Genomic DNA, 13,986 nt, shown 5'->3' with positions numbered 1-13,986 from the left:
GCGCCTGGTCGATGTCCATCGACCAGGCGCCGTTTCGGGTCATCACCCGGACCGCCTGTTCGAGCGGGATCGGCTCGCCGAAGGTGCCCTCGACCTCGCCCCAGGGGTTGGCGCGGGTGACCATGGTCTCGAGCGCGATCCAGGGATCGAGCACGCTGACCGGCCAGTCGGTGCCGATGACGGCGACGCCGCCGGCGTCGAGCACGCCCTTGATGTTGTAGGCGCGCGCGAGCCGCTCGGGGCCGTAGCCCTGGCGCGCGCCGGAGACGAAGCGCGAGGGGTACCACGATACGGGCGAGAACTCGGCCGTGACGCCGAGTTCGCGGAACCGCGCGAGGTTGGAGCCGAAAAGGATGGTGCTGTGGGCGCACTGGTGGCGGATGCCGAGCCCGCCCGGGCGGCGGCGCGCCTCGGCCACGGCGTCGAGGAAGGTGTCCGAGGCGCCGTCGCCGGTGCAGTGGGCGACGACGCGGATGCCCTTGCGGTCCATGTCCCAGACCATGTCGGCGAGGTGCTCGGGCGTCAGGTTGAGCTTGCCGAGCCAGGCGTCGTTGCCCGCCCAGGGCGTCATCAGGAACGACGAGCGCGGCTCCACCGTGCCGTCGAAGTGGAACTTGACCGCGTTGGCGTTGAGCCGGGCGGAGCGGTAGTAGTGCCGCTCGCCGGCGAGCAGCTCCCAGCGGCGTTTGACCGGGAAGATGTCGTCCTGCCAGCTGATCGTCGCCTCGACCCGCAGCGTCAGTTCGCCCGCGTGATCGAGGTTGCGCAGCGCGTCGAGACGGTTCTCGCAGACATGCGCATACTTGGTCGCGACCACGCCGCGGGCCGACTGGTAGCGCACGCCGTCGCGGTAGGCGGCCTGGAGCACCGGCACCGGGGTCGGCGGCATGGCGGCGTGGATCATCGCATAGGCGCCGTCGATCATCAGGCCGGTCGGCTCGCCCGAGACCGGGTCGCGCTCCATGTAGCCGTTGGTCGGGTCGGGCGTCGCCGCGGTGATCCCGGCGCGGCGCAGGGCCTCGGAGTTGACCATCATCGTGCCCCACATCCGGTCGAGGAGCGCAACCGGCCGGTCGGGGAGAACGCTGTCGAGCCACTCGCGGCCGGGGACGAGTCCGGCCTGACGGAAGGTGTAGCGCACCCAGTACTGGCCGTAGACCCATTCCCGCCCGGGATGCCGCGCCGCGTAGGCGAGCACCGCGTCGCGGACCTGGTCCGGCGTGGGGTCGACGATGCCGATGTCGAGATCCTCGGCATAGCGGGGCGCAAGCGCGAGATCGGGATGGGTGTGCATGTCGTAGAGGCCGGGCATAGCGAAGCGCCCGCCGAGGTCGATCACGCGGGTTGCGCTGCCGATGGCGTGGTCGATGTCGGCCCGCTCGCCGCGCGCGACGATGCGCCCCCCCGCCACGGCGAGCGCCGAGCACCAGGGCAGGCCGGGATCGCCGGTCCAGATGCGCCCGCCGACGAGCGCGAGGTCGGCCCAGGCGCTGCGCGCGGCATGGCTCGGACGATGGTCGTAGAGTGAGCGCACGGGAACGTCCTTCTTCTGCGGTTCAGTATCCGGCCGTCGGGATCCACCACTCGCGGCCACGGACGGTCGTGACGTATTCGGGCCAGCGCAGGCCGATCGGCGGGGGGTAGTCGCAGAGCGGCGCGAGCCAGCGGGCGCCGCCGACGCCCCCGCCGGTGCGCTCCTCGAACTCGGCGCGGGCGGCGGCGCGGAGGTCGGCGTCGGCGAGGATGGCGAGGAGCGAATGCGCCACCGTCTTGGCGGCGCAGGTCACCATCGGGTCGATCGTCTCGGGAATGCCGCCGAGCGCGTTCATCGCCCAGTCGGGATAGGCGAAGCCCGCGGGGCCGGAGAGCATCGGCCGCGCGACGTAGAGCCGCGCCGTGGGCGTGTGCCAGCACATGTCGGTGTAGTCGTCGGAGGTGTAGTTGACCTGACTGGGCGGCAGGTCGCGCCGGAGGATGCGCTCGGCCTCCTCGGGGTCCATGAGCTGCTCGCAGTCGGGCAGGAACGGGTCGGCCATCGGTGCGAGGCCGAGCTCGGCCTGGATCTCGCGCGCGATCTCCTTCGCCCGCTCGCCCCAGCGCGGCGCGCCGACCGCGGCGAGCTTGTCGTAGACCATGCGCGAGATGGCGTGGTTGGCGAGGCCGGGGCGGGATTTGCAGACCCAGATGCGCTCGACCGTGCAATGGGCGAGCTGCGCCGCGGCGGCGGCGTTGCGATCGAGGATCAGCGTGGCCTGCTCGGCCATCTCCACCGTGGGCACGCGCAGGATGTACTGGATCTCGGCGAGGCGGGCGGGGAGGTTGTCGGCCGTGGCCTGGCCCGCGGTCAGGATCGCCTCGCTGATCGACCAGCCGCCGGTATGGGGCAGGATCGAATCGCGCAGCGCCTTCGAGGCGTTGTACATGTAGAACAGCGCGTCGTTGGCGCCGGGGGCGCGCACCGCGCTGTGCGCCTGCGGGATAGGCTGGCCCTCGGTTCGCGGCAGCCACGTCTCGGGGCTGTCGCAGGCGAACCGGTAGACCATCGCATAGGCGGCCCCGCAATGGGTGTCCCAGCTCACCGTGTTGCAGAGCGGCAGCATGTAGCAGGGATGAAAGCTGATCAGTCCGTCGATGCCGTCGTAGTAGCCGGCGGCGGCGTGGATGGGCTTGGAGCCGCGGACCTTCTCGGCGGGCTCGCCGAAGAAGCGCAGAGTGCCGGTCACGCCGGTCGCCTCCATTGCGGCCCTGGCGGCGAGGAGGCCGCCGAGCGCGCTGGTCCCGAGGGCGGAGTGGGGGTCGGTGTGGCCGCCGGCATGGGCGTTCAGGCCCGGGCGCGGCGCGCGGCGGGTGGCGGCGGCCTGGCAGTTGCCGGGGACGGCGTCATACTCGGCATAGGCCGCGGCGGTGGCGCCCGGTCCGTTCGACCACCGGGCGGCAAAGGCGGTCGGCATGCCGGCCGAGCCTTCCTCGACCTCGAACCCCTCCGCGCGAAGGAGCGCGACATACCACGCGGCGGACTCGTATTCGCGCCACGCCGTCTCGCCCTTGTCCCAGATCGTCCGGGTCCATTCCGAAAGCCGGGCGGCGTTCTCGTCGACCCAACGCGTCGCGACCGCCTCGCGTTCCGACATGGGCCCGACCTCCTCCCCTGCGCCGATCCGGGCTCATGCTAGTGCCGCGATCGCGCCGGGGGAAGGGGCGTATGTGGGTCGCATGGGGAGGCGCCTGAAAACCGTTGCGGTGGCTCGGAGATTGGCTCTATCGTCGCGGCGGGAACTCCGGGGGAGGAAAGCCTTGGCCGCACACCAACACCGAGCGTCGCAACTCAGCGCCGTCGATCTCGGCAAGGCCTACGGTTCGTTTCATGCGCTTCGCGACCTCAACCTGACCATTCGCGCCGGCGAGTTCGTGACGCTGCTCGGACCGTCAGGCTCGGGCAAGACGACGTTCCTGATGTCGCTTGCGGGTTTCACCGACCCGACGAGCGGGCGAATCGAGGAGGACGGGGTCGACATCACCCACCGGCCGGCCGACAAGCGCAACTTCGGCATGGTGTTCCAGGGCTACGCGCTCTTTCCGCACCTGAGCGTCGCCGACAACGTCGCCTTCCCGCTCAAGGTGCGCAAGGTTCCCTCGGCCGACATCGCGAAGCGGGTCGACGAGATGGTGAAGCGCGTCGGCTTGGCCGGCCATGCGCACAAGCGGCCGGACGGATTGTCGGGCGGGCAGCAACAGCGCGTCGCGCTGGCGCGCGCGCTGGTCTTCGACCCGGCGGTGCTGCTGCTCGACGAGCCGTTCTCGGCGCTGGACAAGAGCTTGCGGGAGGGCCTTCAGACCGAGCTGAAGCGTGTCCACCGCGAGACGGGCACGACCTTCGTGTTCGTCACCCACGACCAGAGCGAGGCGCTGGCGCTCTCGGACCAGATCGCGATCTTCGACCACGGCCGCCTGATGCAGATCGGATCGCCCCGCGAGGTCTACCTGCGTCCGTCGAGCCGGTTCGTCGCGGAGTTCCTCGGGCGGATCAACCTCGTGCCGATCACCGACTGCGCCTTCTCCACCGGCCGGGCGACCGGGCGCCACGGCGAGGCGGCGATCTCGGCCCCGATCGCGGAGGGCGCGCGACAGGGGCATCATCTCGTCCTTGCCGTGCGGCCGGAGCATCTGCGCGTCGGCGAGCCGGGGGCGGGCGACAACGCGCTCGCCGGCACGATCTCCGACAAGGTCTACAATGGCGCCGAGATGAACCTTCAGGTCGTGCTCCCTACCGGGCAGCGAATCGTGCTCTCCGTGCCGGACCGCTCCGAGGCGGCCGCGCTTCCGATCGGCTCCGAGGTCACGGTCTGCTGGCCGGTCGATGGCGGCTACATCCTCGCCGACGACGAATGACGACAGGGACTTCAGGGGGGAACATGAAAAATCACTTCCAGCAGGACTGCTTCGAGATTCTCCTGCGCCGCGCCGCGGCGGGGGAGATCAGCCGGCGCAACTTCGTCAAGGCGGCGTCCGCTCTGCTCGCGGTGCCGCTGACGCTGCGGGGCAAGATGGTGTTCGCGGCCGACCAGCTCGTGCTCGCCAACTGGGGCGGCGACGCGATCCAGGCGTATGGCGACGCCTTCGGCGTGCCCTTCACCGAGGCGACCGGGATCCCGGTGCGCATCGACGGCAGCGGCCCGACGGAGGGCGCGATCCAGGCGCAGATCGCCAGCAACACGATCATCTGGGACGCGATCGACGCCGACGCCAACGTCGGGCTCTCGCTCGGCAACAGGGGCCTGCTCGAGGCGCTCGACTACGACAAGATCGACCGCGCCAAGATCCGCCCCGGCTGGGATCGCGAGTTCGTCACGCCGTCCTACTTCTTCAGCTACGTGCTCGCCTACGACTCGGAGATGTTCGGCGACGAGGGCCCGAGCACTCCGGCGGATTTCTGGGACGTCGAGAAGTTCCCCGGAATGCGCACCATGTACAAGTGGATGAACGGCATGGTCGAGGCGGCGCTCATCGCAGACGGGGTGAAGCCCGAGGAGCTCTATCCGCTCGACCTCGACCGCGCGCTCGCGAAGATTGCGGCCCTCAAGCCCGACATCATCAGCTTCTGGGGCTCGGGCGCCGAGAGCCAGCAGCTCCTGATGGAGGGCGAGGCGGCGATGGGCTATGTCTGGAACACGCGCGCCAGCCTGCTGTCGCGCGACACCGACGGCCGCATCAAGTGGAAGTTCGACAACGCCTTCCTCAACCCGAGCAGCTGGATCACGCTCAAGGGCAATCCCGCCGGGCGTGACGTGGCGATGGACTTCATCGCGAGCACGCAGAAGCCCGAGAGCCAGGTCGTGCTGTTCGAGATGCTCCGCAACGGCCCCGCCAACCCGGAGGCCGACGCACTGATTCCCGAGGACCAGCGGCATCTCAACTGCGTGTCGCCGGAGGCCGTCGCCGTGCAGGTCCAGCTCGACCAGGACTGGTACGCCGACAACTACACGGCCGCGCTCGAGAAGTGGCTGGCGCTCGTCTCCGCGTAGAGCCGGGCACAAACAAGACAAGGGAGGGCGGCCGCGATGTCGAATACCTGGGGGCGCTACGCGATCCTGCTCGCGCCGCTGCCGCTGCTTCTCGTCCTGGTCTACGTGCTGCCGTTCCTCGGGGTCGCGAAGTGGAGCTTCACCGACCCCGAGGTCGGCCTCGGCCAGTACGTGCGGGTCTTCACCGACGAGACGGTGCGTTCGGTCGTCATCCGCACCGCCCGGGTCTGCGCCATCGTCACGATCGCCTCGGTGACGCTCGCCTACGCCATCTCCTACAACTGGGTGTTCGGACCGCCGGGGCGGCAGCGGCTGATCGAGTACTGCGTGCTGATCCCGTTCTGGATCTCGGTGCTGATCCGGGCGTTCGGCTGGCTGATCCTGCTGCGCAACAACGGCATCATCAACAGCGCGCTGATGGACATCGGGCTGATCTCGCGACCCATCACGATGGTCCGGAACGAGTTCGGCAGCATCGTCGGCATGACGCACTTCCTCGTGCCCTTCGCGGTCTTTCCCCTTGCCTCGGCCATGCGGCAGGTCGACGCCCGCGTGCTCCAGGCCGCGAGCGGGCTCGGGGCGGGGCGGATGCGGATCTTCTGGACCGTGACGGTGCCCATGACTCTGCCCGGCATCATCGGCGCCGCCCTCATCGTCTATGTCTTCGCGATCGGCTTCTTCATCACCCCGGCGATCCTCTCCGGCGGGCGCAGCGTCATGGTGGCGGAGTTCATCTACCTCCAGCTCTTCCAGACGGTGAACTGGGGTCTCGCCTCGGCGCTGTCGGTGATGCTGCTGGTGGTGGTCGTCCTGCTCGGTTTCGTGCTGCACAAGGTGGTGCGGCTCGACAAGCTGTTCGGGTGACGCGCATGGCCAAGCAGCAACTCGGGACCGACAAGCCGGGCTGGATGAGCGCCGTCATCGTGTACATCGCGATCATCTTCCTGCTCATGCCGCTCGTCGCCATCGTGCCGGTGTCGTTCACCGCGCAGCGGTTCCTGTCCATGCCGGAAGGCGAATACTCGCTGCGCCACTACCAGGCGCTGTTCACCAACCCGATCTGGGGCCAGTCGATCCGGCTCAGCCTGATCATCGGCGTCATCGCCTCGGCCATCTCGACCTTCCTCGCCGTGCTCTTCGGGCTCGGCCTGTGGTACGTCCGCAACCGCTTCTCGATCGCGCTCGCGGCGCTGGTCTTCCTGCCGATGGTCATGCCGCCGGTGGTCTCCGCGATCATCATCTACTTCTTCGAGACCTCGATGGTCGACGTGATGCCGTGGATCGCCTTCGACACCGTCGGCGGCGTGGTGCTCGGGCATGTCGTGGTGGCGACGCCCTTTGCGCTCGTCACCTTCCTCGTCGCGCTCTCGCGGGTCGACAAGCGCATCGACATGGCGGCGCGCGGGCTCGGGGCCTCGCTCTGGCAGTCGATCTTCTGGGTGGTGCTGCCCAACGCCCGCTTCGGCATCATCTCGGCCGCGTTCCTCGCCTTCATCCTGTCATGGGAAGAAATCGCGGTGACGCTCTTCATCACCTCCTTCAACGTGGTCACGCTGCCGAGGCAGATGTGGAACGGGATGCGCGACAACATCGACCCGGCGATCGCGGCGATCTCGGTGATCCTGATCAGCATCACCGTCCTCGCCATCCTCACCCGCGACATCTTGCGCTGGCGGAACGCCGCGCGGGCGCGCAAGGCCGGCTGACCGGGCGGCGATGGACGACGCCCTGATCGCCGGTCTTCGCGCCGCCCTTCCCGGCGCCACGGTGTGGGGGCCGGACGAACTTGCCTCGCGCGACCCCGGCGCGGACGCGCGCAACTTCGCCGCCGCGGCGCTGGTCCGACCGCCCGACGCCGACGCGGTGGCGGCGCTGGTGCGCTGGTGCGGCGCGCGCGGGATCGCGCTGGTGCCGCAGGGCGGTCGAACCGGTCTCACCGGCGCGTCCGCGACCGAGGCGGGACAGGTCATCTGCGACCTCGGCGCCTTGCGCGGGACGGAGATCGACGCCGCGGCGCGGGTGGCGGTCGTCGGGGCCGGCGTCACGCTGGCGGCGTTGCAGGAGGAGTGCGCCGCGGTGGGCCTCGACCCGGGCATCGACCTCGCCGCCCGCGGCAGCTGCACCATCGGCGGCATGATCTCGACCAACGCGGGCGGCGCCATGGCCTTCCGCAACGGCACCATGCGGCACCGCGTCCTCGGGCTCGAGGTGGTGCTGCCGGACGGCCGCACCCTGCACGACCTGACGCGGGTCCTGAAGACCAGCGCCGGCTATGACCTGAAGCATCTGTTCATCGGGGCCGAGGGCACGCTCGGGATCGTCACCCGCGCGGCGCTGCGGCTGGAGGCGCTGCCGGTCGCCTCGGCCACCGCGCTCGTCGGGGTGCCGGACGCCGCGAGCGCCCAGCGCGTCGTGGGCCGGTTCCTCGTGTCGCGGGACGGGTCGCTGCGGGCGGCCGAGATCCTGTGGCGGCGCTTCGCGGAGTTCATGCGCCGCGCGCTCGGCTTCGACGCCGGCCTGCTGCCGATCGACGCGCCCTGCGTCCTCGTGCTCGAGGTGGCGGCGGGCGACGACGCCGCCGCCCGTGCGGCCCTGGAGGAGGGGCTCGCCGAGATCTGGGAGGAGGCCGGGATCATTGACGGCGTGGTCGCCGCCTCGGACGAGCAGGCGCGGCGGATATGGCGGCTGCGCGAGGAGACCGAGCTGATCGAGCGGATGCACAAGCTGCCGCCGTCCTTCGACGTCTCCGTTCCCGGCGGGATCCTCGACGCCTACGTGGCGCGCATCGAGGCGGAGCTGACCGCCCTCGACCCGCGCTATGGGCCTTATGTCTTCGGGCACCTCGCCGACGGCAACCTGCACATCACCGTCCCCGTCGACGGGCCGGTTTCCCACGCGGCGCACGAGGCGATCGAGGACGTGCTCTATGCCGGCCTCGTCGCCGCCGGCGGGTCGTTCTCGGCCGAGCACGGCGTGGGGCTGGAGAAGCGGGACGCCTGGGAACGCCACGCCGATCCGGTGAAGCAGGACCTGTCGCGGGCGATCAAGCGATTGTTGGACCCCGAGGGGTTTCTCAACCCCGGCAAGATCATCCGCGGCGACACGGCGCCGCGGACGCAGGATCACTGAACGGCGTCGGACGCCTCCCGGGCGCCGCTTTCCGCGGGGCTGTCGGAGCGCGGTCCGAGAACCTCCGCCGCGATCCCGAAGGAGCGCACCCGGGCGGCATGGTCGTGGATCGTTCCGGTCAGGATCAACTCGTCGGGCTGGTAGCGTTCGATGAACGTGTCGAGCGTGCGGCGGACCGTATCCGGCGCGCCGATGGCGGAGAACGAGAGCGCATGCTCGACGCCGGCGCGAACCCGGGGATCGAGCGTTGCGGCGATGTCGTCGACGGGCGGGGGCAGGCGGCCCGGCCGGCCGAGGCGCAGGTTGGCGAAGGCCTGCTGCATCGAGCTCATCAGCCGGCGGCCCTCGGCGTCGGTGTCGGCGGCGAAGACGTTGACGGCCAGCATGAAGCGCGGCCGGTCGAGATGGTCGGAGGGCTGGAACATCCGGCGGTAGGCGGCGACGGCGTCATCGACCGCATCCGGGGCGAAATGCGAGGCGAAGGCGTAGGGCAGTCCGAGATGCGCCGCGAGCTGCGCGCCGTAGAGACTGGAGCCGAGGATCCAGACCGGCACGCCGGTTCCCTCGCCCGGGATGGCGCGGACCGCGGCCCCGGGGTTCGGCGGCCCGAGGTAGCGCAGGAGTTCCACCACGTCCTGCGGGAAGCTGTCGGCGCCGTCCATGTAGCGGCGGAGCGCGCGCATCACCGCCTGGTCGCCGCCGGGGGCGCGGCCGAGGCCGAGGTCGATGCGGCCGGGATAGAGTTCGGCCAGCGTGCCGAAGTCCTCGGCGACGGTCAGGGGCGCGTGGTTCGGCAGCATGATCCCGCCGGCGCCGACGCGGATCGTGGCGGTCGCCGCCGCCACTGCGCCGATGGCGACCGCGGTGGCGGCGCTGGCGATGCCGGGCATGTTGTGATGCTCGGCGAGCCAGTAGCGGCGGTAGCCCCAGGCCTCGGCATGGCGGGCGAGGTCGAGGGTGTTCGCCAGCGCCTGCCGCGGGGTGGACCCCTCGGGCACGGGCGCGAGGTCGAGGATGGAAATCGGGATCATGGCGTCGCCTCCGGGTTCCGCCTGATCTAGTCCGCAGCCTCGCCGGCGCAACGGGGCGACGATGGCGACATCATGTCCCGTCGGGAACTCCGGCCGGAGGTCAGGTCGTCCGGCGCAGGCGGATCACCACGTCGACGCGCGAGACGACGGCGCCTTCCGGGGCGCGCGGCTCGCCGGCGAGCAGGACCGCGTCGCCCGGAGCGTCGGTCAGCCGGCCGTCCTCCTCCCAGTAGTAGTGGGAGTGGTCGTCCATGCGGGTGTCGAAATAGGACCGGGTGCCGTCCACGGTGACCTCGGAGATCAGGCCGGCGTCGCAGAAGGCCCGCAGCGTGTTGTAGACCGTCGCGAGCGAGACGGGAGAGCCGCGCTCGGCGGCGGCCTCGTGCAGGCCCTCGGCGGTGACATGCCGATCACGACCGTCGCCGACGAGGAGTTCGGCGAGCGCGAGGCGTTGGCGCGTCGGACGCAGCCGCCCGCCCGCCAGCCACGTCGCCGCGCGCTCGCGCGGCGTCAGCGGGATCATGTCGTCGATCCTGTCCTTCCGGTCCATGCCGCAGAATAGCGCGAGGCGCGAGGGAAACGCCAGCAGCAAAGCGCAAGACCCGGGTGGGACAACGAATCGTTGGTCGCCGTGCATCGCGGTGGCAAACTCCGCACCCCGCCCGGGTCCGGGCCAGAACGAGGATTCCAATGAGACGACTCACCTGCGTCGCGGCGCTCGCGGCGAGCCTCGCCGCGCTGGCGCAGCCGGCGCTCCCGAACGACGCCACGGCGGCGGCCATCGCGGCCGGGGTCGCCGGCATCGCGGTCGGGGCCGCGCTCAGCAACCACCATCACCATTCCCATCCCGGCGGCCATTTCTCGCCGAAACCCGGGGTCACCTGCTACAACAAGCAGCGCGCCTGCTATCACGCGGATGGCAGCTTCGCGGCGAACGCGACATGGGAGTACTACTGATGCGGGCCCGTCTCCTCTGCGCCGCGGCTCTCGCAGCGACCGCGGCCGCGCCGGCGTGGGCCGCGTCCGATCCGCTCCAGGCGGCCTGGGAGGCCGCTTCGGCCGATCGCGAGGGCTCGATCACCGACCAGCAGTTCGCGCGGCTGAACGTCATCGCCTATCACGGCGCGGCGGCGAGCCTCTGCGAAGGCCTGGCGCTCGACGGGGTGCAGGTGGCCGACGCCGTCAACGCCATCCTGCAGGCCAATCCCGAGGGCGCCACGGCCGAGGCGCTGGTGCAGCGGCACGTCGACATCCTGGTGGCGCTCGGCACCGCCCGCGGCCTCTTCCTCGCCGAGGGAAGCCTGCATCCGGACCGGTTCTGCGCCTCGGCGAAGGACGCCCGCGAAGCTCCGGACTTCGACGACTTCTGGATCGACTGACGCGCTTTTCGGGCGGACTACTCGATGGTCTCGCCCGGGAACACGCCCCAGAGACCGGCGCGATGCGCCCAGCCGCCGACGCCGTCGACGCTCAGCTCGCACCAGTCGCCGCGGCAATGCTCGAGCCGGGCCACCACGCCCGGCTCGACGAAGGCGCGAATCGCCGCCGCGTCGTCGGGCTCGGCGCGTAGCGCCGAGGGGGCGTCGCCGCCGACGAGCGCCGTGCGGATGCCGGAGAGAAGCGTGTGGTGAACCCAGCCGCCGGCGCCCTCGGCGTCGCGGACGCGCCGCCAGTTGCCGTACTCCCCCGTCACCTCGAGCGGCATGCCGCGTCGAACGAAGGTCCAGTCGACCTTGTGGTCGAGGCTGGGGCCGCGGCGGGCGTTGGCGCTCTCAGCGCGCATCGACACGAAGCGGGGGATCGCCATCCCCGTCACCGGGCCGACAGCGGGATCGGCCGCGGCGTCAGCCGGATCGGCGTCGGCGACCGCGAGCGCCGGGGCCGCCGGAACGAGGCCCGCGGTCAGGAGAAGGACGACGGCCACGCCAGCACGGCGTACGGTGGACAGAACCATGACGGGACCCCTGCTCAAGGCGCCTCGGCGTGCCGGGAAGTGTCTGGATATCCCCGACCTTCCCGTGCAATTATCCGCGGATCATAGCCGAACGGCTCGCCGAGAGGAACAGGAATCCGCATGGCCGACAACCGGTTGAAAGTCGTCGTTACCCGTCGCTTGCCCGAGCTGGTCGAGACGCGGCTGCGCGAGCTCTTCGACGCGACCCTGAGCCCGGACGATCAGCCCATGTCACAGGAGGCGCTCGCCGCCGCCATGGCAGGGGCCGACGTGCTGGTGCCGACGATCACCGATCGGATCGACCAGAGCCTGCTGTCGCGCGCCGGGCCGAAGCTGAAGCTGATCGCCAATTACGGCGCGGGATTCGATCATATCGACGTGGCGACCGCCCTCCGGCGCGGGATCATCGTGACGAACACGCCGGGCGTGCTGGCCGAGGATACGGCCGACATGGCGATGGCGCTGATTCTCGCGGTTCCGCGGCGTCTCCAGGAGGGCGCGCAGCTGATGCAGCGCGGGGACTGGGACGGCTGGAGCCCGACCGCGCTTCTCGGCCATCGCATCGCCGGCAAGAAGCTCGGGATCCTCGGTTTCGGCGCCATCGGGCGGGCGATCGCGGCGCGGGCGCAGCCCTTCGGGCTCGAGGTGAACTACCACGCCCGCCGGCGGGTGCATCCCGGCATCGAGAAGGAGTGCAACGCGGTCTGGTGGGAGAGTCTCGACCAGATGCTGACGCGGATCGACGTGCTGTCGATCAACGTGCCGCACACGCCCTCGACCTTCCACCTGATGAACGCGCGCCGGCTGAAGCTGATGAAGCCGACGGCGATCGTGGTGAACACCGCCCGCGGCGAGGTGATCGACGAGAATGCGCTGACGCGGATGCTGCGTGCGGGCGAACTCGCCGGCGCGGGGCTCGACGTCTACGAGCACGGGCACGACATCAACCCGCGGCTGCGCGCGCTGCCGAACGTTCTCCTGCTGCCGCACATGGGCTCGGCGACGATCGAGGGTCGCGTCGAGATGGGGGAGAAGGTCATCATCAACGTCAAGACCTTCGCCGACGGCCACCGGCCGCCCGATCAGGTCGTGCCGGCCATGCTGTGAGTGTGCGGGCGAGGGCCCGCGCCGTCGCCGATGCCGCGTGTCTCGCGGCGCTTCTGGACGGCGCGGACAGGCTCAGCCGGATCGCGGTCGCGGCCGGGCTCGATCTGCCTTCGACCGGGCGGGCTCTCGCCCGGCTCGAGGCCCGTGGGCTCGTCGTCGCCACGGCGAACGGGCGGAGCGGCCGGCGGACGTGGCGGGCGGCGCCGGGCGCAGCCACCGGTCTGGACGCCGCCACGGCGGAGGGCGCGCCGGGCCGGATCGCGCCGCCGTCCGGGCCGGCGGCTCTGCGGCTCATGAACGCGCTCGATCGGCCGCGGTCGCTGACCGAGCTTTCCGCCGAACTCGGGCTCAGCCGGCAGCGCGTCAGCCAGCTGCTGGTGAGGTTCATCGCGCAGGGCATCCTGCGCACCGCGGACCCGCTCAACCCGACCCGGGTCGTCGCTCGTGCGGATTTCGCGGATGTCCTTCTCCCCAACGCGGCGGCGCGGGTGCTCTCGGCGCTTCCCGATGACGGGGCCACGACGGCGACCCGACTGCGCGCCGTGCGGAACGTAGCGTCCGGGAGCGTCGATGGCGCTCTGGACCGCCTCGTCGCGTCGGGCCTCGCGGTCGCCGAGGCCGGTCCCGTGTCGGCGGCTGGACTTCCCGGGCCGCTCTCCTACCGGCTGACGCCGGCCGGGTCGCGGCATCCGCAGCGTGCGGCGACGGTGCGGCGGGCCGAGTCGGGCCGCCTGCCGGTGTCGTCCCCGCGTGTGCAGGCCGTACTCGCGCGCATGGCGGACATCGGCCCGGCGCGCTCCTGCGATCTCGCACGCGAGCTCGGCATAGAGGCGCACTCTGCGAACGCGCTGATGCAGTACCTCAAGCGGCGCGGGCTGGCGATGAAGACCGGCCCGGACGCGAAATCGCCGCATGCGCTGACGGAGGCCGGACTGAAGCTGCGCGCCGAGTTCCGCCGGCGGGAACTCGCGGGCGATCCGGCGCGGCCGGCCCCGGGCGTCGTCGAGCCGGGGCGTCGGCGGGGGCCGCCTTTGCGGCCATGAGGCGCGCGCAGGTGCGCGCAGAGTCTTCTTTGCTTGCCGCGCGCGCGTTCGCGCGCGGTCGACTGCTCTCCAGGTGTAGCCGGAGCAAAAGGCCGGGCGGCTCTACGCGAGGGCGGCTTGGCGGATGAGGTGATCCAAGGCGGGAATGGTGGGTGCGCCGGGGATGCGGAGGCGGTCGCCGAGATAGTCCCAGAAGCGGA

At 71.0% G+C, this 13,986-nt stretch carries 14 protein-coding genes; 9 read left to right on the top strand and 5 right to left on the bottom strand.

Annotated elements, in window-relative coordinates; translation table 11 throughout:
- The coding region (locus KBA23_RS12540) for an amidohydrolase (protein ID WP_290741428.1) at positions 1-1,534 on the bottom strand (1,534 nt) is incomplete at its 3' end.
- Positions 1,535-1,556: 22 nt separating this feature from the next.
- Entirely contained in the window at positions 1,557-3,131 is a 1,575-nt protein-coding gene (locus tag KBA23_RS12535; protein ID WP_290741426.1) for an amidohydrolase, read from the bottom strand.
- Positions 3,132-3,294: 163 nt separating this feature from the next.
- Here KBA23_RS12535 and KBA23_RS12530 point away from each other — a divergent pair, with 163 nt between their 5' ends.
- From KBA23_RS12530 to KBA23_RS12510, 5 genes are read left to right on the top strand one after another with little or no spacing between them, the layout of a single operon-like run.
- Positions 3,295-4,389 (top strand): ABC transporter ATP-binding protein, encoded by a 1,095-nt coding sequence (locus KBA23_RS12530; protein WP_290741424.1) that lies wholly within the window; start codon positions 3,295-3,297, stop codon positions 4,387-4,389.
- 23 nt (positions 4,390-4,412) lie between these two features.
- Positions 4,413-5,522, top strand: a complete 1,110-nt coding sequence (locus tag KBA23_RS12525; protein WP_290741422.1) for an ABC transporter substrate-binding protein — start codon at positions 4,413-4,415, stop codon at positions 5,520-5,522.
- 36 nt (positions 5,523-5,558) lie between these two features.
- On the top strand, positions 5,559-6,386 hold the full coding sequence (locus KBA23_RS12520; protein ID WP_290741420.1) for an ABC transporter permease: 828 nt from the start codon (positions 5,559-5,561) through the stop codon (positions 6,384-6,386).
- 5 nt (positions 6,387-6,391) lie between these two features.
- On the top strand, positions 6,392-7,228 hold the full coding sequence (locus tag KBA23_RS12515; RefSeq protein WP_290741418.1) for an ABC transporter permease: 837 nt from the start codon (positions 6,392-6,394) through the stop codon (positions 7,226-7,228).
- A 10-nt stretch (positions 7,229-7,238) separates the two neighbouring features.
- Complete coding sequence (locus KBA23_RS12510; RefSeq protein WP_290741416.1) at positions 7,239-8,651, top strand: FAD-binding oxidoreductase; 1,413 nt, start codon at positions 7,239-7,241, stop codon at positions 8,649-8,651.
- Here the strand turns inward: KBA23_RS12510 and KBA23_RS12505 are convergent.
- Both KBA23_RS12505 and irrA read right to left on the bottom strand, forming a co-directional pair.
- On the bottom strand, positions 8,645-9,682 hold the full coding sequence (locus tag KBA23_RS12505) for an LLM class flavin-dependent oxidoreductase (protein ID WP_290741414.1): 1,038 nt from the start codon (positions 9,680-9,682) through the stop codon (positions 8,645-8,647). The two genes, KBA23_RS12510 and KBA23_RS12505, sit on opposite strands and share 7 nt — an antisense overlap.
- A gap of 100 nt (positions 9,683-9,782) precedes the next feature.
- Positions 9,783-10,205, bottom strand: coding sequence for an iron response transcriptional regulator IrrA (irrA, locus tag KBA23_RS12500; RefSeq protein WP_290741430.1), 423 nt, complete (start codon positions 10,203-10,205; stop codon positions 9,783-9,785).
- Between the two features lie 167 nt (positions 10,206-10,372).
- On the opposite strand from irrA, the gene KBA23_RS12495 reads away from it, so the two are divergent.
- Entirely contained in the window at positions 10,373-10,639 is a 267-nt protein-coding gene (locus tag KBA23_RS12495; RefSeq protein ID WP_290741412.1) for a hypothetical protein, read from the top strand.
- Positions 10,639-11,061 carry a hypothetical protein gene (locus KBA23_RS12490; RefSeq protein WP_290741410.1) on the top strand — a complete coding sequence of 141 codons (423 nt, stop codon included), beginning with the start codon at positions 10,639-10,641 and terminating at the stop codon, positions 11,059-11,061. Before KBA23_RS12495 ends, KBA23_RS12490 begins: the two co-directional genes overlap by 1 nt.
- A gap of 17 nt (positions 11,062-11,078) precedes the next feature.
- Here the strand turns inward: KBA23_RS12490 and KBA23_RS12485 are convergent, their stop codons facing one another.
- Positions 11,079-11,636, bottom strand: a complete 558-nt coding sequence (locus KBA23_RS12485) for an SH3 domain-containing protein (protein ID WP_290741408.1) — start codon at positions 11,634-11,636, stop codon at positions 11,079-11,081.
- 120 nt (positions 11,637-11,756) lie between these two features.
- On the opposite strand from KBA23_RS12485, the gene KBA23_RS12480 reads away from it, so the two are divergent.
- On the top strand, positions 11,757-12,743 hold the full coding sequence (locus tag KBA23_RS12480) for a D-glycerate dehydrogenase (RefSeq protein WP_290741406.1): 987 nt from the start codon (positions 11,757-11,759) through the stop codon (positions 12,741-12,743).
- A 2-nt stretch (positions 12,744-12,745) separates the two neighbouring features.
- On the top strand, positions 12,746-13,786 hold the full coding sequence (locus tag KBA23_RS12475) for a helix-turn-helix domain-containing protein (RefSeq protein WP_290741404.1): 1,041 nt from the start codon (positions 12,746-12,748) through the stop codon (positions 13,784-13,786).
- Positions 13,787-13,986: the final 200 nt, after the last annotated feature.

The sequence above is a fragment of the Amaricoccus sp. genome (assembly GCF_017995835.1).
Taxonomy (GTDB): domain Bacteria; phylum Pseudomonadota; class Alphaproteobacteria; order Rhodobacterales; family Rhodobacteraceae; genus Amaricoccus.
Note: the sequence above shows the minus strand (reverse complement) of the source record. Positions and strands in the feature narration are given on the sequence as shown.